Origin of the sequence: Catenulispora pinistramenti (genome assembly GCF_018274385.1) — a bacterium.
Classification (GTDB): domain Bacteria; phylum Actinomycetota; class Actinomycetes; order Streptomycetales; family Catenulisporaceae; genus Catenulispora; species Catenulispora pinistramenti.
In genome coordinates, this window is the sequence record NZ_JAAFYZ010000012.1 from 30,534 (window position 1) to 52,173 (window position 21,640).

20 protein-coding genes are annotated in these 21,640 nt (G+C 69.6%); 15 read left to right on the forward strand and 5 right to left on the reverse strand.

The genetic code is table 11. The annotated features are described in order from the left end of the window. The first annotated feature begins 34 nt into the window (after window positions 1-34). On the forward strand, window positions 35-2,425 hold the full coding sequence (locus KGQ19_RS05600) for an HAD-IC family P-type ATPase (protein WP_212007987.1): 2,391 nt from the start codon (window positions 35-37) through the stop codon (window positions 2,423-2,425). A 121-nt stretch (window positions 2,426-2,546) separates the two neighbouring features. Here the strand turns inward: KGQ19_RS05600 and KGQ19_RS05605 are convergent, their stop codons facing one another. Beyond that, a complete protein-coding gene (locus KGQ19_RS05605; RefSeq protein ID WP_212007988.1) occupies window positions 2,547-3,146 on the reverse strand; it encodes an MTB12 C-terminal domain-containing protein in 600 nt (199 codons plus the stop codon). Window positions 3,147-3,263: 117 nt separating this feature from the next. On the opposite strand from KGQ19_RS05605, the gene KGQ19_RS05610 reads away from it, so the two are divergent. The 6 genes from KGQ19_RS05610 (at window position 3,264) to KGQ19_RS05635 (ending at window position 8,186) form a co-directional block, all read left to right on the forward strand. Next, window positions 3,264-3,626 carry a hypothetical protein gene (locus KGQ19_RS05610; RefSeq protein WP_212007989.1) on the forward strand — a complete coding sequence of 121 codons (363 nt, stop codon included), beginning with the start codon at window positions 3,264-3,266 and terminating at the stop codon, window positions 3,624-3,626. A gap of 5 nt (window positions 3,627-3,631) precedes the next feature. Then, window positions 3,632-5,557, forward strand: a complete 1,926-nt coding sequence (locus KGQ19_RS05615) for a branched-chain amino acid ABC transporter permease (RefSeq protein ID WP_212007990.1) — start codon at window positions 3,632-3,634, stop codon at window positions 5,555-5,557. A gap of 59 nt (window positions 5,558-5,616) precedes the next feature. Continuing rightward, a complete protein-coding gene (locus KGQ19_RS05620; RefSeq protein ID WP_307856349.1) occupies window positions 5,617-6,342 on the forward strand; it encodes an ABC transporter ATP-binding protein in 726 nt (241 codons plus the stop codon). Beyond that, entirely contained in the window at window positions 6,342-7,004 is a 663-nt protein-coding gene (locus KGQ19_RS05625) for an ABC transporter ATP-binding protein (protein WP_212007992.1), read from the forward strand. The genes KGQ19_RS05620 and KGQ19_RS05625 overlap by 1 nt, the downstream gene beginning before the upstream one ends. A gap of 2 nt (window positions 7,005-7,006) precedes the next feature. Beyond that, window positions 7,007-7,411: a thioredoxin family protein gene (locus tag KGQ19_RS05630; protein ID WP_212007993.1), complete on the forward strand. Its 405-nt coding sequence runs from the start codon at window positions 7,007-7,009 to the stop codon at window positions 7,409-7,411. A gap of 109 nt (window positions 7,412-7,520) precedes the next feature. Continuing rightward, a complete protein-coding gene (locus KGQ19_RS05635) occupies window positions 7,521-8,186 on the forward strand; it encodes a Uma2 family endonuclease (protein ID WP_212007994.1) in 666 nt (221 codons plus the stop codon). A 15-nt stretch (window positions 8,187-8,201) separates the two neighbouring features. Here KGQ19_RS05635 and KGQ19_RS05640 read toward each other — a convergent pair whose 3' ends face one another. Next, window positions 8,202-8,603 carry an SseB family protein gene (locus KGQ19_RS05640; protein WP_194899327.1) on the reverse strand — a complete coding sequence of 134 codons (402 nt, stop codon included), beginning with the start codon at window positions 8,601-8,603 and terminating at the stop codon, window positions 8,202-8,204. A gap of 201 nt (window positions 8,604-8,804) precedes the next feature. Between KGQ19_RS05640 and KGQ19_RS05645 the strand changes: the two genes are divergently transcribed. The 6 genes from KGQ19_RS05645 to KGQ19_RS05670 all read left to right on the forward strand — a co-directional run bounded on the left by KGQ19_RS05645 (window position 8,805) and on the right by KGQ19_RS05670 (window position 16,541). Continuing rightward, window positions 8,805-10,634: an acyl-CoA dehydrogenase gene (locus tag KGQ19_RS05645; protein WP_212007995.1), complete on the forward strand. Its 1,830-nt coding sequence runs from the start codon at window positions 8,805-8,807 to the stop codon at window positions 10,632-10,634. 105 nt (window positions 10,635-10,739) lie between these two features. Next, the gene (locus tag KGQ19_RS05650; protein WP_212007996.1) at window positions 10,740-11,444 is read left to right on the forward strand and encodes a class E sortase; all 705 of its coding nucleotides are present in this window, start codon (window positions 10,740-10,742) and stop codon (window positions 11,442-11,444) included. Between the two features lie 77 nt (window positions 11,445-11,521). After that, the gene (locus KGQ19_RS05655; RefSeq protein ID WP_212007997.1) at window positions 11,522-12,415 is read left to right on the forward strand and encodes a hypothetical protein; all 894 of its coding nucleotides are present in this window, start codon (window positions 11,522-11,524) and stop codon (window positions 12,413-12,415) included. Between the two features lie 378 nt (window positions 12,416-12,793). Further along, window positions 12,794-14,431, forward strand: a complete 1,638-nt coding sequence (locus KGQ19_RS05660; protein WP_212007998.1) for a hypothetical protein — start codon at window positions 12,794-12,796, stop codon at window positions 14,429-14,431. A gap of 119 nt (window positions 14,432-14,550) precedes the next feature. Continuing rightward, window positions 14,551-15,603, forward strand: coding sequence for a hypothetical protein (locus KGQ19_RS05665; RefSeq protein ID WP_212007999.1), 1,053 nt, complete (start codon window positions 14,551-14,553; stop codon window positions 15,601-15,603). Further along, complete coding sequence (locus KGQ19_RS05670; RefSeq protein WP_212008000.1) at window positions 15,603-16,541, forward strand: hypothetical protein; 939 nt, start codon at window positions 15,603-15,605, stop codon at window positions 16,539-16,541. The genes KGQ19_RS05665 and KGQ19_RS05670 overlap by 1 nt, the downstream gene beginning before the upstream one ends. A 20-nt stretch (window positions 16,542-16,561) precedes the next feature. Here the strand turns inward: KGQ19_RS05670 and KGQ19_RS05675 are convergent, their stop codons facing one another. Beyond that, the gene (locus KGQ19_RS05675) at window positions 16,562-17,461 is read right to left on the reverse strand and encodes a fructosamine kinase family protein (RefSeq protein ID WP_194894200.1); all 900 of its coding nucleotides are present in this window, start codon (window positions 17,459-17,461) and stop codon (window positions 16,562-16,564) included. Between the two features lie 75 nt (window positions 17,462-17,536). After that, a complete protein-coding gene (locus KGQ19_RS05680) occupies window positions 17,537-17,935 on the reverse strand; it encodes a phage holin family protein (RefSeq protein ID WP_212008001.1) in 399 nt (132 codons plus the stop codon). Between the two features lie 393 nt (window positions 17,936-18,328). Here KGQ19_RS05680 and KGQ19_RS05685 point away from each other — a divergent pair, with 393 nt between their 5' ends. Beyond that, entirely contained in the window at window positions 18,329-18,946 is a 618-nt protein-coding gene (locus KGQ19_RS05685; protein ID WP_212008002.1) for a MarR family winged helix-turn-helix transcriptional regulator, read from the forward strand. A gap of 411 nt (window positions 18,947-19,357) precedes the next feature. Further along, window positions 19,358-19,582, forward strand: coding sequence for a DUF5326 family protein (locus KGQ19_RS05690; protein WP_194894198.1), 225 nt, complete (start codon window positions 19,358-19,360; stop codon window positions 19,580-19,582). 179 nt (window positions 19,583-19,761) lie between these two features. Here KGQ19_RS05690 and KGQ19_RS05695 read toward each other — a convergent pair whose 3' ends face one another. After that, a complete protein-coding gene (locus tag KGQ19_RS05695; RefSeq protein ID WP_212008003.1) occupies window positions 19,762-21,612 on the reverse strand; it encodes an arabinofuranosyltransferase AftB family protein in 1,851 nt (616 codons plus the stop codon). Window positions 21,613-21,640 lie beyond the last annotated feature (28 nt).

Consider the following 21,640-nt stretch of genomic DNA (forward strand, 5'->3'; position numbering starts at 1 on the left):
CGGCCAACTGGTGGTTCAGGTTGTGATGGGACGCATGACGCATCCTGGGACAGCCGTGACCGAGCCGCTCTCCGGCCTCACGTCAGCCCAGGTCGCGCAGCGGGTGGCGGCCGGTGAGGTGAACGATGTCCCGGCCAGGACCTCGCGTTCGATGTCCGAGATCGTGCGTTCGAACGTGCTCACGCCGTTCAACGCCATCATCGGCGCGCTGTTCGTGATCGAGCTGGCGGTCGGGCCGATCCAGGACGCGCTGTTCGGCTTCGTCATCGTCGCCAACTCCGCGATCGGCATCCTGCAGGAGTGGCGGGCCAAGCAGACCCTGGACTCGCTGGCCGTGGTCGGCGAGGCCCGGCCCCGGGTCCTGCGCGACGGTGCCGAGCAGGAGATCGAGGCCGGGCAGATCGTGCTGGGCGATGTGATCGTGCTCGGCCCCGGCGACCGCGTGGTGGTGGACGGCAAGGTGGTGCGCGCCGACGCCCTGGAAGTGGACGAGTCGCTGCTCACCGGCGAGTCCGACTCGGTGCTCAAGCACGGCCGGGACGCGGTGATGTCCGGCTCGTTCGTGGTGGCCGGCAGCGGGGCCTTCGAGGCCACCAAGGTCGGGCACGAGGCCTACGCCGCCAAGCTGGCCGAGGAGGCGCAGAAGTTCACCCTGGTCAACTCCGAGCTGCGCTCCGGCATCAACAACATCCTGAAGTACATGACCTGGCTGATGATCCCGGCCGGGATCCTGCAGGTGGTGACCCAGCTGCACCGGGCCGGCGGGGTCAAGTCCGGGATCAGCCGCAGCATCGCCGGGCTGGTGCCGATGGTCCCGGAGGGCCTGGTGCTGCTGACCTCGGTGGCGTTCGCGGTCGGGGTGATCCGGCTGGGCCAGAAGAACTGCCTGGTGCAGGAGCTGCCGGCGATCGAGGGCCTGGCCCGGGTGGACACCGTGTGCCTGGACAAGACCGGGACGCTGACCGAGGGCGGCATGGCCTTCGACGAGATCCAGGAGCTGCCGGGCGCGGCCGGCGCGGGCGCGGACGTGCCGACGGTGCTGGCCGCCCTGGGAGCGGCCGAGGAACGGCCGAACGCCACGATGCAGGCGGTGATCGAGCGGTTCCCCGATCCGGTCGCCGGCTGGACCCCGGCGCAGATCGCGCCGTTCTCCTCGGCCCGCAAGTGGTCCGGGGTCACGTTCGCCGACGGCAAGGGCAGCTGGCTGCTCGGCGCGCCGGACGTCCTGGGCCGCGGCACCCCGGCCGCCGACGAGGCGGAGAAGCTGGGCGCCACCGGCTTGCGGGTCCTGATGCTGGCCCGGGCCGACGGGCCGGTGGACGCCGTGGTCGACGGCTCGATCGCCCCGGTCGCGCTGATCACCCTGCGCCAGCGCATCCGCTCCGACGCCCGCTCCACGCTGGACTACTTCGAGAAGCAGAACGTCGCGCTGAAGGTGATCTCCGGCGACAACGCGGTCTCGGTCGGCGCGGTCGCGGCCTCGCTGAAGCTGCCCGGCGCCGCCGATCCGATGGACGCCCGCACGCTGCCCGAGGGCCAGGCCAACGCCGACGCCTTCGCCGAAGACGTCGCCGCGCACTCGGTGTTCGGCCGGGTCACCCCGCAGCAGAAGCGGGAGATGGTGAAGGCGCTGCAATCGCGCGGCCACACGGTCGCGATGACCGGCGACGGCGTGAACGACGTGCTGGCCCTGAAGGACGCCGACATCGGCGTCGCGATGGGCTCCGGCGCCGGGGCCACCAAGGCGGTCGCCCAGATCGTGCTGCTGGACGACCGGTTCGCCACCCTGCCGGAGGTGGTCGCCGAGGGCCGCCGGGTGATCGGCAACATCGAGCGGGTCGCGAATCTGTTCCTGGTGAAGTCGGTCTACTCCTTCGTGCTGGTGATCCTGGTCGGCGTCTTCCAGCTCGAATACCCCTTCCTGCCCCGGCACACCACCCTGATCGCCGCGCTGACCATCGGCATCCCGGCCTTCTTCCTGGCCCTGGCGCCCAACTACGAGCGCGCCAGGCCCGGCTTCGTGCGCCGGGTGCTGCGCTTCGCGATCCCGGCGGGCCTGGTGGCCGGGATCGAGGTGTTCGTCGCGTACTGGGTGGCGCGCGGGGAGTCGGACACGTTGGGGGAGGCTCAGACCACTGCGATGGTGTCGCTGTTCGCGTGCAGCCTGTACATCGTGCAGTTGGTGGCGCGGCCGATCGTGTGGTGGAAGATCGTGCTCATCGCCTCGATGGCCTTGTTGTTCGTGCTCTGCGTCGCGGTCCCCTACGGTCGGCACTTCTTCGACCTGCACTTCGGTCCCTGGTACCAGTGGACGACCGGGTTGGTGATCGCGGCGGTGGCCTGCGTCGCGCTGGAGGTGCTGTGGCGATATCTGAGTGCGCACAGCACCGCCGCGGCGGCGGCACGGGCGGCCGAGGCGGAGTAGCCGCGCCGTTTTTCCACAGCACCACAAGTGATTCCGGCCGGCCCGGGACCATTGTCGGACGTCGCCCGGACCGTACTGTCGATACCGCCGGGCGGCGTCCCCGGTACAGCCGGCGGAAGCGTCAGCTACATCCGGCGGCCTTCATCGCGGCGGGGCTGACACCCGGCGCGATCCCGGCGAGCTTGCACAGCGTGGTGTCGGAGACCTGCCAGTTGCCCGAGGACGCGTCGTAGACCGCGTCGCCGCTGGCGTGCGGCAGCGCCGGCTGGCCGTTGAGCAGGATCGCGAAGTCGACGTTGGCGTGCGTGGGGCTGTCGAAGGTCACGGTGTTGACCTGGATCGACGACTTCTCGCCGCCGGCCGCCGCGGCCAGCGCCGTGAGCAGCGCCTGGACCTGCGCCGCGTTCTGGACCATGGAGGCCTTGGTCGCGGTGCTGATGGTGTTGTCGAAGAACTTGTTGTACGCGTCCTTGACCTGCTGGGTCGCGGCCGCGGGGTCGCTGGGCTGGCCGCCGGCCGGCGCACTGCTGGAACTACTGGAACTACTGGAACTGCTGGAACTGCTGCCGGTGGTCGAGCTCATACTGGCCGAGTTGCCGGCGGACGTGCCGCCGCTGCCCGCCGACGGCGAGGATTTGCTGGACGAACAGCCGGCGGCGAGTAGTGCCGCGACGGCGAGGGTGGTGCCGGTTCGGATGAGCCTTGTGTGTCGAGATGTCACGGAGGATCACGCTCCTGAAGAGTATTCCCGGCCTCTTCCACCTGACATACCATCATCTCCAGTAAGGGTCCACAGACACACGAGCCTCATTCGTCGCCGCCGGGAGGTGTGGTGAAGATGTCCCGCCTCGACGATCTTGACCGGCGGAGCCGGGCGGCCCTCGGCGCGGCGCTGGCGTTCGTCGGGGTGTTGTTGCTGGTCGTGGGCTGGTATCTGATCTCCGGCGAGGCGATCGCGGGCAAGCAGCTGCCGTATCTGGCCTCTGCTTCGCTACCCGGCGCGGTGTTGGTTGTCTGCGGTTTCGTCTTGGCGGTCTCCGGTACTACGGACCCTGATACGGCGCGGAAGATAGCCGAACTGCACGCGCTGCTGACCGAGGCCGTGGACGAGGACCCGGCCGCGACCGATCCTGACCCGGCCGCGACCGAGCCGACCGAGCCTGAGCCGATGGAGCCCGAGCCGACCGGATCCGAGGAGTAGGCGCGATGTTCTACGCCGGTCTCGCGCTCAACGGACTGGCGATCGGGTGTGTGGCGGCGCTGGCCGCTGTCGGGTTGCTCGCCACCTACCGGGTGACCGGCGTGTTCAACATCGCCTTCGGATCCAACGCGGTGTTCTGCGCCTATGTCATGTGGCAGTGCGTGCGGGTGTGGCACCTGCCGCTGGCCGTGGCGGCCTTGCTGGTGCTGGGGATCGTGGCGCCGGGGGTCGGTCTGGTGCTGGAACGGTTCGTGTACCGGCCGTTGCGGCGCAGCGGCGCGTCCGGGTTGCTGGTGGCGACGCTCGGCGTGCTGGTCCTCCAGCTCGGGCTGGTCTTCCTGTTGTGGGGCGGGCGCTCCTACGTCGACGCGCCGTCGTTGCTGCCCGCCGGATCGGTGCGGCTGCCGGGGTCGTTGACCCTCCCCTACGCCACCATCGTCGAACTCTGCGTCGTCGCGTTGATCGCGGTGCTGCTGACGTTCCTGCTGCGGGCCACGCGGGTCGGGCTGATGGTGCGGGCCGTGGTCGACGACCGGGATCTGGCCTCCGCGCTGGTCCCCGCCGACCGGCTCGCCGCCGGGGGCTGGGCGTTCGGCTCGTTCCTGGCGGGGGTCGCGGGCGTGCTCTGGGCGCCGATCTACCACCTGGACCCGTACAGCCTGACGCTGACCGTGCTGGAGACGATGGGCGTCGCGGTGCTGGCCCGGCTGACGTCCCTGCCGATCGCGGTGGTGGCGGCGCTGGCGATCGGGATCGGGCAGACCGAGCTGACGGCGGTGCATCCGGCGGCGCGGTGGCAGGGCTTGGTGGACGCGTTCCACACGAACCTGTTCGTGTTGGTGCTGTTCGCGGCACTGATGGTGGTGCCCCGCTTGGGGATCCGGGATTCCGGTGCGGCCGGCGGGGGACTGCATCGCCAGGGCGCGCGCCGCACGTCCCGCGTCGATCACATCAGCAGGCTGCCACTCGGTGCGCTGTCCTTGGTGCTGGCGCTGCCGCTGTTCTTCGACCCGGCGGATCTGCGGGCCTCGCTGGCCGTCCCGGCACTGGCCGTGGTCTTCGTGTCGTTGGTGGTCGCCACCGGGTACGCGGGCCAGATCTCGTTGGGTCAGGCCGGATACGCCGGGCTCGGGGCGCTGTTCATGGCGAAGCTGGCCGGAGCCGGGGTGCCGTGGCTGCTGGCGCTGTTCCTCGGCCCACTGTTGGTGGTCCCCCTGGGCTGGCTCACCGGTTACCCCGCCATCCATCGGCGTGGGCTCTACTTGGCGTTGACGACCTTCGCCACGGCCGCCGTGGTCGCGCGCTTCGTGTTCGCGCAACCGGTGTTCGTCGGCGCCCTGGTGGTCTCCCGCCCGCGCGGCTTCACCGACGACCACTGGTTCTACGCCCTCGAACTCGCCTGCCTGCTCCTCGCGCTGCTGCTGGTCCGCTCCCTGCACACCGGGCCGATGGGGCGCGCGTTGGTGGCGATGCGCGACTCGGAGACGGCGGCCGTGTCCGCGGGCATCGACGTGCGGCGGATGAAGGTGTTCGTGTTCGCCTGCGCGGCGGGCCTGGCCGGGCTCGGCGGTGCGTTGACGACGTCGGCGGCGCAGGCGTTCAACCCCACCGACTTCGACCCGGTGCAGGGCCTGGTGTGGTTCGCGGCGGTCGCGGTGTGGGGCGTGGACTCGGCGCTGGGCGCGGTGGTCGGGGCCGCGGCGCTGGTGGCGGTGGACGTCGGGACGGTGTCGGGGGTGTCGAGCCTGCTGATCGGGATCGGCGCGGTGCTGTTGGGGCGGTTCCCCGGCGGGATCGGCGCGGCGGTGCGGCGGGCGGGGGACTGGGCGGTGCGGCCGGTCGAGCGTCCGCTGACCAGGCGGCTGAGTCCGGCCGGGCGTGCGGTGGCGCGTGCGGCGGCCGCGCGGGCGCGGGAACGGCCGGTGTCATGAGCGGCGGGCCCCGGTTCAGGGGGGTGCGGATCAGAGGATTGCGACGCCGGTTCGGCGGCGTGACGGCGGTCGACGACGTGGATCTGGACGTGCCGGCCGGCGCGGTCACGGCGCTGATCGGGCCGAACGGCGCGGGGAAGACGACGTTGTTCCACTGCGTCACGGGCCTGGACGCGGCCGATGCCGGGACGGTGACGCTGGCTCCTCAACCGGATCGTCCGGCCGTCCTTCTCAGCGGCCTGCCACCACACGCCCGGGCCCGTGCCGGCGTCGCCTGGACCTTCCAACGCATCGAACTGTTCGCCGGCCTCACCGTGGCTGAGAACATCCGCGTCGGCGCCGAGAACCGTAGCGGCCGTCCGCTCCTGTCCGGACTCCTGGGCCTTCCCGACCCCCGCCGCGCCGCCGTCCGTGCCGTCACCGGCGCCGTCCTCGAACGCCTCGGCCTGACCGCGCTTGCCGACGTCTCCGCCGGCTCGCTCCCCACCGGCACCATGCGCCTGGTCGAACTCGGCCGCGCGCTGGCCGCCGAGCCCACCGCACTGCTGCTGGACGAGCCCGCCTCCGGCCTGGACGACCACCAGATCGTGCGCCTGGCCGAGGTCCTGCGCGCCCTCGCCGCCGACGGCCTGGCGATTCTCCTTGTGGAGCACGACATTCGCTTCGTCACCGCCGTCGCCGATCGTGCGTACCTCATGGTGGCCGGCCGTGTACTGCTCTCCGGCACCCCTGACGAGGTGTTCGCCTCCGACTTGGCCCGCGAAATCTATATCGGTGAGTCTTGATGCTCGTCCTCGACGCGCTGCGCGTCCGCTACGGCCCGCTTGAGGCCCTGCACGGTGTCAGCCTCACCTTCGCGCAGGGCGAGGTGACGGCCGTCCTGGGCCGCAACGGCGCCGGCAAGTCGACGCTCCTGCGCGCGGTCGCCGGCTACCTGCGCGCGTCCTCCGGCCGGATCCACTGGCAGGGCTCTGACATCACCCGCGCCCCGGTCCGCCGCCGCGCCGACGCCGGCGTGATGCTGATCCCCGACGAGGGCGGCGTCTTCCGCACTCTGACCGTCCGCGAGAACCTGGACCTGTTCGCCGCGGGCCGCGAGCTCACACCCGCCCTCGACGCGTTCCCCGATCTCAGGACTCTGTCGCGTCGCCGCGTCACGCTGCTGTCCGGCGGCGAACAACAGATGCTGGCCCTGTCCCGCGCCCTGCTCGCGCCCTGGCGACTGCTCCTTGTCGACGAGCTCTCGCACGGCCTCGCCCCGGTCCTGGCCACCCGCCTCTACGACGTCCTCGCTGCTCTCGCCGCCGCACACCCCGACCGCGCGGTAGTCCTCGCCGAACCCGACCCCCGCGAGGCCCTCGCCCTGGCCGACCGCGTCCACGTCCTGCGCCGCGGCGAACTGGCGGCCACGGGTTCCCCCGCCGACTTCGACCCGGCTACCTTGTGACCATGGAGCCGGAGCTGTTCGACCCGTCCCGCGACCCCCACGCCGACCTGGCAGCGGCCCGCACGGCGGCCGCCGCCGACGGCAAGGACATCCTCCTGGCCCTCGGCGCCCGCTGGTGCCCGGACTGCACCGCCTTCGAGGACTGGACCCACGACCCCGAAGTCGCCGAACTCCTCCAGCGCAAGTACCACCTGGTCACCGTCAGCGTCGGCACTGACCGGGGCCAACGCGACCAGAACAACGACATCGACGCCGACTTCAACCACCCCATAGCCGGCGGCATCCCGTCCCTGTCGGTCCTCAACCCCGAGGGCAAGATCCGCTTCGACTCCGCCGACGGCGAGTTCGCCCGCGCGCGCAAGATGAAGCCCGCGGACCTGCTGGAATTCCTGCGCTTCGGACGCTGACCAGGGCATTAGGCCGAACAGGTGATTGAAGTACATTCGCCTGCGATGCCCGACTGGCTACGCTGAACATATGGAGTCAGATCGAGTTCCTTCAGAAGGTTGGTCTCCCGTGAGCATCGCTTTTGTGGAGTATCCCCCGCTCCCGGACTCGCCGTTTGCGATGTGGGTCAGCGGCGAGCTCGAGGATCATCTCGGCCTGCCGGAGGGCTTTCGCGTCGAGATCATCGAGGGGGACATCGTCGTGTCGCCTGCACCGCGTTTCGCTCACAACAGGATCGCCACGCGTATCGCCAACGCGTTCGCGCTAGCCGCTGACATGGACCCGGGGTTCCCGTGGGAAGCGATTGTCGGTACCGGCGTCGGAGAACAGGAGTCCAGGGGCTGGATCCCCGATGTGGCGATCGTGGACAAGGCGCGCAGTGACGAAGTGGCTGAGGCCGGCTTGGTGATCATCGGCCCAAACGACATGACGATGGCAGTTGAGGTCACCTCGCCGTCCAACGCCGACCACGATCGCGAGCCGGGTCCCCAGCACCGCCAGAAGAACGGGAACCGCATCAAGACCAAGTGGGCCGACTACGCCGCTGCCGGTGTCGAGTTCTACCTGCTGGTGGACTGTGACCCGCGCGTTTCGCGAGCGATCCTCTACTCGGAGCCGAACCCTTCCGCGTCCCGATACGAGGCTGCTATCGCGTGGGACCTGGGCGCCCCGATCGTCCTGCCCGAGCGGTTCGGGCTGACTGTCGACACCGCCGACTGGAAAGCCTGGTCCTGACGTCCGGTCAGGCGGTCACGCCCCGTACAACCGCTGCATCGCATAAGCGGTCATCTGCTCAATAGCCTTCGCATCGAAGACGATCCGATGCTCCCCCTCGATGTCCAGCACGATCCCGTACCCGGTCGGCAGCAGGTCCAGCACCTCGCCCCCGGTCACCGTGAAGTACCGGGACTCCTCCCCCGAGTAAGCCCGCAGTTCCTCCAGCGAGCTGAACATCGGGATCACCGGCTCCGGGGTGTCGTGCAGGGCCAGGAACCCCGGTTGCTCGCCGCGCGGGCAGTAGATCTTCGCGCTGTTGAATACCGTGTAGAAGTCCTCGGGGCCCATCACGCCGCCGGTGAAGGCCCGGATGGCGTCGCTCAACGCGGCGTTGGCCACCTGGGACGGTGGGGGCTCCTGGGGATAGCCGTACACGTCATGAGAGCCTACCCGGCGCTTACGCTCCGGTGCACCGCGCTCGCGTGATCCACCTCACCGCCCCGGCGCCGAGATCGGGGGAGGTCCGGGCTTGCGGCTAGTTACCGGTGGGTAGCATCCTTGGAGAGAGCTTATTACTCTTCAGTACGACCGGAACGTAAACCCTGAGCCGGTCCGGGATCATGGGAGCCAACGGCGATGAGCCACTACAAGTCGAACCTGCGCGACATCGAGTTCAACCTCTTCGAGGTGTTCGGCCGCGGCGAGGTGTACGGGACCGGCGAGTACGCCGACATGGACGTCGACACCGCCAAGTCGATCCTGGCCGAGGTCGAGCGGCTGGCGGTGGAGGAGCTGGCGCCGAGCCTGCTCGACTCCGACCGCAACCCGCCGATCTTCGACCCGGAGACCAACTCCGCCACCCTGCCGGAGAGCTTCAAGCGCTCCTACAAGCAGTTCATGGACGCCGAGTGGTGGCGCCTGGGCCTGCCGGTCGAGCTCGGCGGCACCCCGACCCCGCGCACCCTGCGCTGGTCGGTGGCCGAGCTGGTGCTGGGTGCGAACCCGGCGATCTGGATGTACTCCTCCGGCGCCGACTTCGCGACCGTGGTCTGGAACCTGGGCACCGAGGAGCAGCGCAAGGTCGCCCGGCAGATGGTCGAGGGCCAGTGGGGCTCCACCATGGTGCTCACCGAGCCGGATGCCGGCTCCGACGTGGGCGCCGGCCGCACCAAGGCGATCCAGCAGCCGGACGGCACCTGGCACATCGAGGGCGTGAAGCGGTTCATCACCTCCGGTGAGCACGACCTCAGCGACAACATCATCCACCTGGTGCTGGCCCGCCCCGAGGGCGCCGGCCCCGGCACCAAGGGCCTGTCGCTGTTCATCGTGCCGAAGTTCGACTTCGACTGGGACAGCGGTGAGCTCGGCGAGCGCAACGGCGCCTTCGTCACCAACGTCGAGCACAAGATGGGCCTGAAGGCCTCCACCACCTGCGAGGTCACCTTCGGCCAGGCCGGTGTCCCGGCCAAGGGCTGGCTGCTCGGCGAGGTGCACAACGGCATCGCGCAGATGTTCAACATCATCGAGTTCGCGCGCATGATGGTCGGCACCAAGGCCATCTCCACGCTGTCCACCGGCTACCTGAACGCGCTGGAGTACGCCAAGCAGCGCGTGCAGGGCTCGGACCTGACCGCCCCGGGCAAGGACGCGCCGCGCGTCACCATCACCCACCACCCGGACGTGCGCCGCTCGCTGATGACGCAGAAGGCCTACGTCGAGGGCATGCGCTCGCTGGTGCTCTACACCGCGACCTTCCAGGACGCGATCGAGCAGGCCCGCGCCGCCGGGGTGGAGGACAAGCACGCCGAGCGGATGAACGACCTGCTGCTGCCGATCGTGAAGGGCTACGGCTCGGAGAAGTCCTACGAGCAGCTGGCGCAGGCCCTGCAGATCTTCGGCGGCTCCGGCTTCCTGCAGGAGTACCCGCTGGAGCAGTACATCCGCGACGCCAAGATCGACTCGCTCTACGAGGGCACCACCGCGATCCAGTCCCTGGACCTGCTCTTCCGCAAGGTCGTGAAGGACGGCGGGGTCGCCATCAACACCCTGAACGAGGAGATCACCAAGTTCCTGGCCGGCAGCCCCGGCGGTGCGGACCTGGCCCGCGAGCGCCAGCTGCTGGCCGCCGCGCAGGGCGAGGTCGGCGCGATGCTCAAGGCGATGCTGGACAAGGCCGGCGAGTCCCTGTCGGACCCCAAGCAGCTGTACGTGGTGGCGCAGAACACCGTGCGCTTCCTGTTCGCGCTCGGCGACGTCATCGTCTCCTGGCTGCTGCTGCGCGGCGCCACGGTCGCGCAAGAGGCGCTGGCCGACGGTGCGGCCGGCCGGGACGAGGCGTTCTACACCGGCAAGATCGCGGCGGCGCAGTTCTTCCTGCGCAACACCCTGCCGCTGCTGGCCGCGCAGCGCGCCATCGTCGAGGCCACGGACAACTCGCTGATGGACGTGCCGGAGGAGGCCTTCTAAGCCTTCTGAGGCAGTGGGTCCGGCAACGGGTCCGGAGCCGGAAGAGTCCATCCGGGCTCGAACGACTCTTCGCATTTCACGCAGTCGCCCCTACTCTGCGCCACTATGGCGAGAGCAGGGGCGATTGTGCGTGTGACGGTGCGGACGACCGGCGAACTGCTGGTCACGTTCTCGGTGTTGCTGGTGCTGTTCATGGTGTATCAGCTCTATTACACGAACGTGCTCGGCCGGGACGCGATGAACCACGAAGTCAGCTCGATGCAGCGGCAGTGGTCGGCCACCGCGCCGGCGAGCCCGGCCGCCCCGGCGCCGCACGGCCAGTCCGCCCCGGTGGTGCTGCCGCCGCCGCAGCCGCTGCGCAACGGTGACGACGTCGCGATCCTGCGCATCCCGCGCCTGGGTTCCAGCTTCGGCGACACCGGGGTCCCGGTGCTGGAGGGGGTCGGCCTGGACATCCTGAACCGCGCGACCGGCCACTACCCCGGCACCGCGCTGCCCGGCCAGATCGGCAACTTCGCCGTGGCCGGGCACCGCAAGACGCACGGCGAGCCGTTCCGGCACCTGGACGAGATCCGGGCCGGCGATCTGGTCTACGTCGACACCGAGGCCGCCACGTACACCTACCAGATCGACACGGACCCGGTGATCGTGCAGCCCACCGATCTCGGTGTCGTGGATCCGGTGCCGGGCAAGCCCGGAGTACCGCCGACCCAGCGTCTCATCACCCTGACGACCTGCAATCCCTGGTGGTCCTCCACCCAGCGGATGATCGTGACCGGCCACTTGATCTCGGTGACTGCTCGCAGATGACTATTGACACTTCGTCAGATTCCTCCGTCAATGCCTAGGCACCTCTTCGATCTGCCGTTCGATGTCAGGAGGCATCCATGAGTGGTCATCAGATCCTTATCAAGCGCGCGACCTGGCGCGCGACCGCGTTCGGGGGCGCGGTGACGGCCGCCGCGGTATCGCTGGCGGTGTTCGCGCCGACCGCCAGCGCGGGCACCGTGAGCGTCGGCTACGGCAGCTGTACCAGCAGCAACACCGCGCTCACCCCGCCGCCGCCGGACTACACCTCGCAGGTGACGCTGACCCCGCAGGGTTCTTCGTTCCAGGTGGGCAAGGCGATCACGATCACCTGGCACTACTCGACCTCCACCGCGCCCCCGCCCGGCATCCCGCTGGCGAACGTGGCCTCCGCGAAGGCGAAGATCGTGATCGGCGGCGCGGCGAGCTCGACCATCAGCACCGGCTCGTCGGCGAACTTCCCGCCGGCCCCGGTCGCCACCGGCGGGACGTTCCAGATCCCTGATATGACCGCGACGTTCACGCCGACCGCGGCCGGGACCTACACGCTGACCCCCGGCGACAACGAGCAGGACATCACGCAGTTCAGCCTGGTCGTGGCCTGTAAGGCCTCTGCGTCCGGTCCGGCGGCCACGATCACCGTGGCTCCGGGCTCCGGCGGCGGCACCAGCTCCTCCCCGTCCAGCAGCTCGCACTCCTCCAGCAGCACGGGTACTTCGTCGGCGTCGGGTTCGAAGTCGTCCTCGGGCTCCTCGGGCACCTCGTCCTCCTCGACGTCGGCCGCCGGCACCGAGGGCTCCTCGACGGCGGGCGACACCGGATCGACGCCCGCCCCGACCAGTTCCTCGACCGCCGGCGAGCTGCCGCACACCGGCTTCGACGGCCGCTGGCTGTTCGGCGGCGCGGTGCTCGCGGCGGTCCTGGGCGGCACCGGTCTGTACGCCACCCGGCGCCGGCCCGGAAACCACGGCTGAGCCGAAGCGCTTGCGCGAATCGGCGGCCGGGCGGGCTGAGCGGCCTCGGAGAACCAGCCCCGGCGAGTTTTCCGTGCGCCGCGGCGGCTGTGTCGCCTGAGCCGGACCGGCCGCCAATCCGCGCATGTTCTAAGAACCCTGCTCTAAGAACCCTGATCCATCTGCCCTGGCGTGTCGCGGCGGCGGCGCGAGCGCTCGAACGTGTGTATTGACTTCGCGACCGAGCTGTCGGTGAATATCTGACACTCCATCAGAACCGGTGTACGACAACCCACCCTGCGGGCCGCCGGCCCGTGGGTTTGTCACCCCCTCAAAGAGAGGGCACCACTCGTGAGACAAGGGTTCAGAGATCGACACCGAACCAGATCCGGCCGGGCCATGGCTCTGGCCGGGACGCTCGCGGTGGCCTTGGCCACCGTGACCGCCCTGGCCCCCGCCGCCTCGGCCGGTACGACGACCGTGGACTTCGGGAGCTGCACCAGCAGCAACCCGGCGCTCGCGGCGCCGCCGCCGGACTACAGCAGCCAGGTGACCCTGACCCCGTCGGCGGCTTCCGTCGCCGTCGGGTCGCCGGTGACCATCACCTGGCACTACTCGCTGTCCACGGCACCCTCGCCCGGCATTCCGATCGCCGACGCGGCCACCGCCAAGGCGGCGATCGTGGTCGGCGGGGCGGCCAGTACCACCCTTTCGGCCGGGCCTTCGGCGGCGTTCCCGCCGGCCCCGGTCGCCACCGGCGGGACGTTCCAGATCCCGGACTTCACCGCCACCTTCACCCCCACGACCGCCGGCACCTACACGTTCACGCCCGGGAACAACGAGCAGGACGTGGCGCAGTTCGGCATCGTGATCCAGTGCGCGGCCAGCGGCGCGAGCGCGGCGGCCACCGTCACCGCGACCAACGCCTCGGCGTCCGTGGGCAGCGCGTACGTGCGGCCCGGCGGCACGGTCGGCTTCACCGGCGCGGGCTGGATCGCCGGGGAGACCGTCACCCCGTCGTTCAAGGACAGCGCGGGCACCGCGACCACCGGAACGGCGATCACCGTCCCGGCCGGCGGCGCCGTCTCCGGTTCCCTCGCGGTTCCGGCCGCGGCGGCAACAGGTGCCGGTTCCCTGGTGCTCACAGGGAGCACGAGTGGAGCGGTCCCCACCGCGGTCACCGTGTTGGGCGCGCCGACGCTGAGCGCGTCGCCGTCGTCCGGCGGCCCGGGCACCGTGGTCGGTCTGTCCGGCGGTAACTGGGATCCCGGCGCGACCGTGGCCGTCAGCGGCGTGGACGCGTCCTCCAACCCGGTCGGCAGCAGCACGACGCTGACCGCGGACGCCTCCGGCCACCTGTCCGGCAGCTACACGGTGCCGGGCACCGCGATCGCCGCCATCGGGGCCGCGGAACTGGTCGGCGGCGCGCCGAGCACGACGTTGCGCGCGGCGGCGGCTTTCACCTTCGCCGGTAACGCCTGTACCGCGGACGCGGCCGGTGCGCCGGTCTCCGCGACCGGTACATGCTCGGTGCCGCAGAGCGCCAACGTGACCGTCAGCGGCGGTCCGTTGCAGCTGAAGGAGAACACCGGGGCGGTGACGTTCCCGGGCGTGACCCTGGACGGCACCGCGCACAACCAGGCCGGGTCGCTCCAACAGGTCGAGGTCCAGGACTTCCGCGGCACCACCGACGGCTGGGTCCTGAACGCGACCATGTCCGATCTGGCGCTCACCGGCGGCCCGTACGCCAACTCCGGCGCCGCGCCGATCCCGGCCGGCGACGTCTCGGCGAGCGCTCTGAAATGCGCCGGAAACCCGGCCGGGACGACGCCGTATCCGTCGACCCCGACAGCCGGCTCCGGCGGTGCGTTGAGTCCCACCACGGCGATCACCCTGTGCTCGCAGGCGGCGGGCGGGACCAACCCGCCGACCGTCACCGGCGGGGACTTCCTCGTCGACGCCGGGCTGAACCTGTCGGTCCCCGCGTATCTCCTGCAGGGCACCTACACCGGCACGGTGACCATCACCCTGCAGTAACGCGCGCAGCGCCGATCTGATGGGGAGCAAGGGGCTTTCCGGTGGGGCGAGGTCCATTCGCCCCACCGGAAAGCCACAGCCATGAGTACCACACCGGCCCGTTTGCCGAGGAGATCGTTGTGGAGAGCAGTAGAGAGAACGCGGTGGTCCGTCGTGGTCTACGGGCCCGTGCTGTGGCGGTGTTCTTGGCCGCGACGCTACTTGTCGGCGTCTCCGTCGGTTCCGGGAGCGGAACCGCTGAGGCGGACAGCGGATCCTGGTCGGTACAGCCCGCGCCGAAGCCGGGTTCGCCGGCCGGCGCGCGCCAGTACTTCATCCTGGAGGGCCGCCCCGGTACGACACTGCAGGACGGCCTCGCTCTGTCGAATTACACCTCCCACCCGATGACGTACTACGTCTACGGCGCCGACGGCTACAACACCCCCGGGGACGGCCAGTTCGCGCTGCGGGACCACGGCTACCCGATGACCGGCGTCGGCTCGTGGGTGCGCGCCGCGTTCCCCACGATTACCGTCCCGGCGCGGACGTCCACTGTTGTGCCGATCTCTATAGCGATTCCCGCGAACGCCTCCCCGGGCGACCATGTCGGCGGCGTCTCAGGGATGGATACCGCCGTGGAGAGCGTGCAGCAGCAGGGCGACATCCGGGTCGGTATCAAACGTGTGGTCGCGGCCCGACTCTATGTGCATGTCGACGGCCCCGCGCTCGGCGGGCTGACGGTCACGGATCTGAAAGTCTCGGGTTCTGCGTCATTCCCGGCCTATGTGAGTGACAGTGACGGGACGGTTACTGCGACGGTCACTAATAGCGGCAACTTGCTGGAGTCCCCTAAAGCGCATCTCCGTGCGACGGGAATCTTCGGGACGCTGATAGACCGGACGGTTCAGCTTCCACAGATCCTGCCGGGACAGAGCATCCATTTTTCCCAGTCGTGGAAGAACATGCCGCCCTTTGAGATCGGCACTCTGCATCTCGCCGTCACGGACGACTCCGCTTCTGCTCCGGTGACATCAGCGGCGGCCCTGTCGCTGGTGCTGATTCCGTGGCTCACGCTGCTGGTCCTCGTGCTCGCGGGGCTCGCGGTCCTGGTGGGGCTGGTGTTCTGGCGGCGCCGGAAGGGCCCGGTGCGGGTCCGCGTCCGGCCCGAGCCGACGAAGGCCGCGGCACCCTGATGCGCAGGCTGACCGCAGCCGCCGTGGTGGTACTCCTGGCCGTCCTCTGCGCCGGGTCTGCGGCGGCTCATGCGACCGCTGACGGTCCCACCCTGGCGTTGTCCCAGGACACGGCGAAGCTGGGGGACCACATCGGGGTGACCGGGAGTGGGTTCCCTATAGGGACGCAGCTACAGGTCGAGATATGCGGGATCGGGGGATCGTCGAACTCCTGCGCCATCGCGGCGGCGGTGGACGCGACGGCGGACGTCCACGGCGGCTTCCACCAGACCCTGCCGGTGGTGGAGCCGCCGACGCCGTGCCCGTGCACTGTGCATGCGGCGCCCTACGCGGGTACCGCCGCGGATCCTGTAGACGTCCCGATCAGCATCCCAGGCCTGCGCTACCTGCCGCAGGCGGCACCGGCCGTGGCCGGGACGGCGCAGCTGACGGACGCCACCGCCGTCCCCGACTCCCCGTTCCTGACCCAGCTCGGAGCGGACGGCTCGGCGCGCGTCACGCTGACCTTCGCCGACCTCGGCGGCGGTCCGGCCCCTGATCCCGGCGTCACGCTGACACTGTCGCGCGGCGGTGCGCAGGTCGGACGGTATCCGGTGACCTGGACCGGCGGCGCCCTGGCGCCGGGCGGACGCAGATCACTGGTGTACGAGGTCTCGCTGCCCGGCGGCTGGTTCCGCGACTACGAGATCGGGGTCGCGCTCGGTTCCACGGCCGGCGGGGTCACCGTGCGCACCCTGTCAGCGGCCGTACGGCCCTGGGGCGAGGTCCTGGCGCCGTTGCTGCTGCTCTGCGGTCTCGGGTGCCTGTTCGGCGCCCGCAGGCGCGGTACGGCCGTCCCAGAGCCCTTCCCGGCCGAGCCGGGGATCCCGCCAGCGGCCCCAGAACCCGAAAACGCGACGGCTGAGACGCCTGAGACTGTTGAGAACGGACCCTCATAACCGTGGCGGCCGGGTCCAGGTCAGCGCAGCCGCTCGGCCAGTTCCCGGGCCACGGACGCCGCACGCGTCCCATAGTCGGATCCGTACAGCGCCGCGTGCACCAGCAGCGGGTGCAGCTGGTGCAACGGCACCCGCTCCTGCCAGCCGTCGGCCAGCGGGTGCACCTCGTCGTAGGCCGCGATGATCCGGTCCAGATACGGGGGCGGGAACAGCGCCAGCATCGCCAGGTCGGTCTCGCGGTGGCCGCCGTGCGCCGCCGGGTCGATGAACCAGCCCTCGCCCCGGCCGTCCCACAAGATGTTTCCGCTCCAGGCGTCGCCGTGGATCCGCGAGGGCCGCTCCTCCTCGCCGGCGAGGAAGTCGATGCGGGTGCACACCTCCTCGATCACCTGTGCGCCCTCGGCGTCCAGGTGGCCGCGGTCGCGGGCCAGGCGCACGTAGGGGAGCACCCGGCGCTCGACGTAGAAGGTGGCCCAGTCGTCGTCGCCGCCGTTGTCCAAGGGGAGGACCGCGATGTAGCCCGGCCAGTCGGCGCCGAAGCCGTGGGCGCCGCGCGCGTGCAGGGAGGCCAGCCGCCGGCCGAACTCCTCGGCGCCGTCGGGCGTCGGCCGCCCGGGCGCGATCCACGACGTCACCAGGATGTCCTCGGCCACACCCAGCACTTCGGGTACCCGTACACCGCCGGAGGCCCCGTCGGCGGCGACCGCCTCCCGCAACCAGCGCAGCCCGGCCGCCTCGGCGTCGAAGTACCCCGGACCTGCCACCTTCTCCGCGTGCTCCAGCGTCTTGACGAACGCCGCCCCGCCGCTGAAGAACTGTATGCGGTACGTCTTCCCGAAGGAGCCGCCTCCGACTGCGGCCACGCCGAGCACGGCCCTGTTCAGCAGGGCGGCCACGCGGTCCGCGACAGTACTCGCCATATGGCGATCGTAGCCGCAGGTGGCGCCGTTGGACGTAGCCCGCCACCACTGTTTGCGGCAGGCCCCGCCGGTTTCTCAGCGCTTGACGTCGTCCGGGAGCATCGCGTGCAGGGCGATCGAGACCACGCTGATCACCAGCGCGCCGATCAGCGCCGAACCGATGCCGTCCACGTGGAAGCGCACGTGGTAGTGGTCGCAGATCTTCGAGGTGAGCAACAGCATGAGTGCGTTGATCACGAAGGTGATCAAGCCCAGGGTGAGGATGAACAACCCGAACGTGGCGATCTGCACCAGTGGCTTCACCAGCGTGTTCACCGCGGCGAAGACGATCGCCACGATCAGCACGGTGATCACTTTCTGCTTGGTGGCGTCCGGGGCGTTCGGATCGACCACGATCTTCACCCCGGACACCACCAGGGTCGTGACCCACAGGGCGACGCCATTGATACCGATCTTCAGGAGCAGCTTCTTCACGGCGGCATGCTCGCACGGTCCGATATCGACAGTCGAGGGGTTGACACGGAGCCGATCTTCATCAAGAACGGAAGATGAAAGCACACATCGTCCGGCCCGCTCGGACACCCTCCGCGTTCTTCGGTGCGCTCACTGTGGCGCAAGGAGGACTTCAGGAGGACTCGTGGGCTTGCCGAGGTCACAGCTTTCTAAGAAATCGACCACGGATGCTCCGCACATTCGCGTGTACCCGTACTCTGGCAAGAGAGACGTTGACTGGAATCCGTCATCGTCCACTGATGTCGCCTGATCGGCGGATGCAGAAGGCTGGTTTCACGCCTGGCTATCAGGGTCGGTATCCCACGAACGGCCCTGAATTGGTTCATGAAGGGTTTTGCCGGATATGCTCACACCATGACTGCGGTGGAACAGCGGCTCGGCCACAAGGTCAAGAGCCTCGAACAGGAACTCAGCGGGGCCAAGGACGCCGTGCTTCGGCCGATGGGCGTGACGGTCCCCCAGTACACGGCCTTGCTCGTCATTAATGACGAGCCCGGCATCAGCGGCGCGGAGTTGGCTCGGCGATGCCTGGTCACTCCCCAGACGATGACCACGGTCCTGGGAAACCTGACCCTCAAGGGCTACATCGAGCGTCGCTCGGTGCCCGGCCAGGGTCGGGCGATGGAGACCACGATCACCACGGCCGGCAAGCGGATCCTGGCCAAGGCGGACAAGGAGGTGCTGGCTGTCGAGAAGACACTGGCCGGCACCATGGCCGTCAAGGACCAGGCGACGTTCGCCAAGCTGCTGGACCAGGCGCGTGCCCCCTTCACCAAGGAGGAGGTCGCCCCGAAGCCGGCGGTGAAGCGGGCGGTGCGGACCACGGCCAAGACGACGGCGAAGAAGGCCCCGGCCAAGAAGACCGCGGCGGCCAAGGCCGCCCCGGCCAAGAAGGCGGCGGCCAAGAAGACCGTGAAGAAGGCGGCCGCGAAGAAGACCGCCAAGAAGACGGCCAAGAAGACCGCACGCTGAGCCACCCGGCTCAGGCGCGGCGACAATCGGCAAGATCCCTGCTAGTAGGGCCCGGCGCGAAAGCGCCGGGCCCGAAGGATTGCAGGGGTCTTTTTTCGTGTCCGGACGCTTGGGGAGCGGGCCGCGCGGGCACGCACATCAGTGCACTGTCCACACATCAGTACTTTGAGCAACATCGGCACCGGGTATCTCAACATCCTCAAAAACATCTGTCGTACCACTAGCACCACCCGCCTCATCCGTCCCAGCGCCCGCCCGGCCCGGTCCGGACGGGACGGAACCGGCGGCCTTAGTAGCTTGCCAACGCGACATATCGCGTGGTTACCTGGGAACTAGAACCATCAGCCACGACGTTGAGTGGTACAGGACCTTCGGTTCTGGAGAAAACGACAAGGACAAGGTGGGGTCGCAATGCCCTTCTGGCTCAAATGGGTCGCACTACCGATCGCGGGCATCGTGGTCAGTTTCTGGATCATCAGCGCGATCGTGGGCTTCATCCTGCACGGCATCGTGACCCTGGTCATCGCCGCCGCTGTCGTCGGCGCGCTGTACTGGGGATACCACAAGGTCATGATGGAGATTCCGGCCTACCGCCGGAAGAAGCTGCGCGACAAGCAGCGCAAGGGTCTGTACTAGAAGACCCGTGGCCGGCGACGCCGGCACGTCAGAGGGGTGTGGTGTGTCCAGTGCGACCCATGTGACGAACGCCGCTCTCCGCGCCTCGGGGGAAGTCCTGAGGTTCGAGTGAGCCGATGGAACTGGTGAGACCCGCATCACGCGGGTCTCACTGTCGTTCCTTCCCTCTGGCAGGGCTTTTACTCGCGGCGCCGGCCCACGCCCGGGCCGCAGAACTTCTTCTCGGCGGCGAACGGATCGGCCGGGATCACCAGCGTGGTGTTGCCGAACGAGTCGCCCAGATTGCCGAGGAACCGGCCGAACGACATCGGCTCGCGTGCGTCGTCGAGCGCCCGCTTCAACGCCCCGCAGGACATCGCGTGCCGGGCCGCGCGCACCATCTCCGGCGTCGCCGCGGGCAGCACCTCCTGATTCGCGACGATCTGGCTGTCCACATACGCCGGGTCGCCGAACGCGGCCAGCACCCACGCCGTCGGCAGCGACTTCTCGTGCCCGGTCAGTCCCGGGGCGGTCACCGTGATCCGCGAGCCGATCGGGTTGGCCAGCCCGAGGAAGTCCACCACCTGGTCGTCCAGCGAGATCGCGGCGCCGACCGAGCCGAGCCGGCCGGCCTCCACCGCGTGCCGGAACGGCAGGCCCGGGGCCAGCGGCGCGGTCCCGGCCGCGTCCAGCAGGATCAGGGTCCTGCCAGAGCTGTCGGATTCCTGGACCGCCGCGAGGATCAGGCTTTGTTCGGCGACATAGGCAGCGCTGCTGTCCGGGTTGTGGTTGTGGGTGAACTGCTGGTAGCTCGCGCGTTCGTCGCCCGCAAACAGGCTGCTCTGGCCCACCTGGTACGGCTGGTGGTGGGTGGTGACCAGGCAGAGCACGGACCAGGCCGTGACCAGGGCCGCGTACGGCGCCAGTGAGCGCCCCACGGGAACGCAGAGCACTGGCAACAGCACCAGGAGCACGGCCGGCAGGCACATCCGCGCCAACATGAAGTCGCCGCCGACCTTGACCACATAGCAGGCCTGGAACACACCGGCGGCGATCGGGGTGAAGATCCGGACCCGGTCGGCTCCGCTCACGTCCCGGCCCAGGAGCTTGCCCAGCAGGATCGCGATCACCAGCAGCGGCACATAGATCAGATAGCCGCCGAAGAACCATTCGAAGTACTGCAGGCCGCGGGTCCACTGCGAGCTGGACGCCGACTTGGCCAGCGCCGGCATCGGCACCAGCGTCGCGTAGTAGCCGGCGCGGAAGATCTCGTAGGCCAGCGGCAGTGCGACGCCGGCCGCGCACAGCATCAGGGTCCTGCGCCAGCCCGGTCGGAGAACCAACCACAGTCCCACGGCGAAGACCACGGTGATCAGCGCGAAGTCCGGACGGACCAGCGGACCCAGGCCCATCAGCATCGCGGCGCCGATCAGCGAGCGCCGCCCGGAGTCCGGCCCGACGCGGGTGATCATGAACCAGAGTCCTGCGATCCAGGCGGTCTCCAGCCCGGTCTCCAGGCCGGAGGTCGCGAAGTCCCAGAACGGCGAGACCACCAGGAGCACCAGGAAACCCAGCGGCAACACCAGTCGCGGGCCGTCGGGACCGCCGAGGCGGAGCTGGAAGCGCCGGGTGGTGAACAGTGCGAGTCCGGCCCCGGCCACGGACAGGACCAGCCCGAGCCAGACCGCGGTGCGGGCCACGTCCCCGCCGGCGATCCAGCCGACCAGCGCGAGCAGGTAGGTCCACAGCGTGCTGGTGTCGGCTTCGGTCCGCTCGAACTGGTTGAACACCGGGCCGTGGGCGGCCAGCAGCTGCCGGACGGTGCGGACGGTGATCAGGCCGTCGTCGGTGATCCAGCGCCGGTGGTAGGCGAGCAAGGCGAAGGCCGCCAGGGCGGCGGACAGGACCGCGATCGAGAGCCGGCCGGCGGTGATCCGTGTCGCGATCGCGGCCAGCCGGGCTGGTGCGGGTTCTGCTGCCTCTGCTGTGTCGTTGGATTCCGCGGGTTGTGCGGGTTCTGCGATACCGCCGTCGGCGGTCAGATCCGCCATGTGGATCCCCCCTGTTGGAGTCGGTCCC

Coding starts and splice junctions, on each gene's coding strand:
- KGQ19_RS05600 (WP_212007987.1), top strand. CDS start 35: ATGACGCATCCTGGGACAGCCGTGACCGAGCCGCTCTCCGGCCTCACG.
- KGQ19_RS05610 (WP_212007989.1), top strand. CDS start 3,264: ATGTCCCGCCTCGACGATCTTGACCGGCGGAGCCGGGCGGCCCTCGGC.
- KGQ19_RS05615 (WP_212007990.1), top strand. CDS start 3,632: ATGTTCTACGCCGGTCTCGCGCTCAACGGACTGGCGATCGGGTGTGTG.
- KGQ19_RS05625 (WP_212007992.1), top strand. CDS start 6,342: ATGCTCGTCCTCGACGCGCTGCGCGTCCGCTACGGCCCGCTTGAGGCC.
- KGQ19_RS05630 (WP_212007993.1), top strand. CDS start 7,007: ATGGAGCCGGAGCTGTTCGACCCGTCCCGCGACCCCCACGCCGACCTG.
- KGQ19_RS05645 (WP_212007995.1), top strand. CDS start 8,805: ATGAGCCACTACAAGTCGAACCTGCGCGACATCGAGTTCAACCTCTTC.
- KGQ19_RS05650 (WP_212007996.1), top strand. CDS start 10,740: ATGGCGAGAGCAGGGGCGATTGTGCGTGTGACGGTGCGGACGACCGGC.
- KGQ19_RS05655 (WP_212007997.1), top strand. CDS start 11,522: ATGAGTGGTCATCAGATCCTTATCAAGCGCGCGACCTGGCGCGCGACC.
- KGQ19_RS05660 (WP_212007998.1), top strand. CDS start 12,794: ATGGCTCTGGCCGGGACGCTCGCGGTGGCCTTGGCCACCGTGACCGCC.
- KGQ19_RS05670 (WP_212008000.1), top strand. CDS start 15,603: ATGCGCAGGCTGACCGCAGCCGCCGTGGTGGTACTCCTGGCCGTCCTC.
- KGQ19_RS05675 (WP_194894200.1), bottom strand. CDS start 17,461: ATGGCGAGTACTGTCGCGGACCGCGTGGCCGCCCTGCTGAACAGGGCC.
- KGQ19_RS05685 (WP_212008002.1), top strand. CDS start 18,329: ATGACTGCGGTGGAACAGCGGCTCGGCCACAAGGTCAAGAGCCTCGAA.
- KGQ19_RS05690 (WP_194894198.1), top strand. CDS start 19,358: ATGCCCTTCTGGCTCAAATGGGTCGCACTACCGATCGCGGGCATCGTG.
- KGQ19_RS05695 (WP_212008003.1), bottom strand. CDS start 21,612: ATGGCGGATCTGACCGCCGACGGCGGTATCGCAGAACCCGCACAACCC.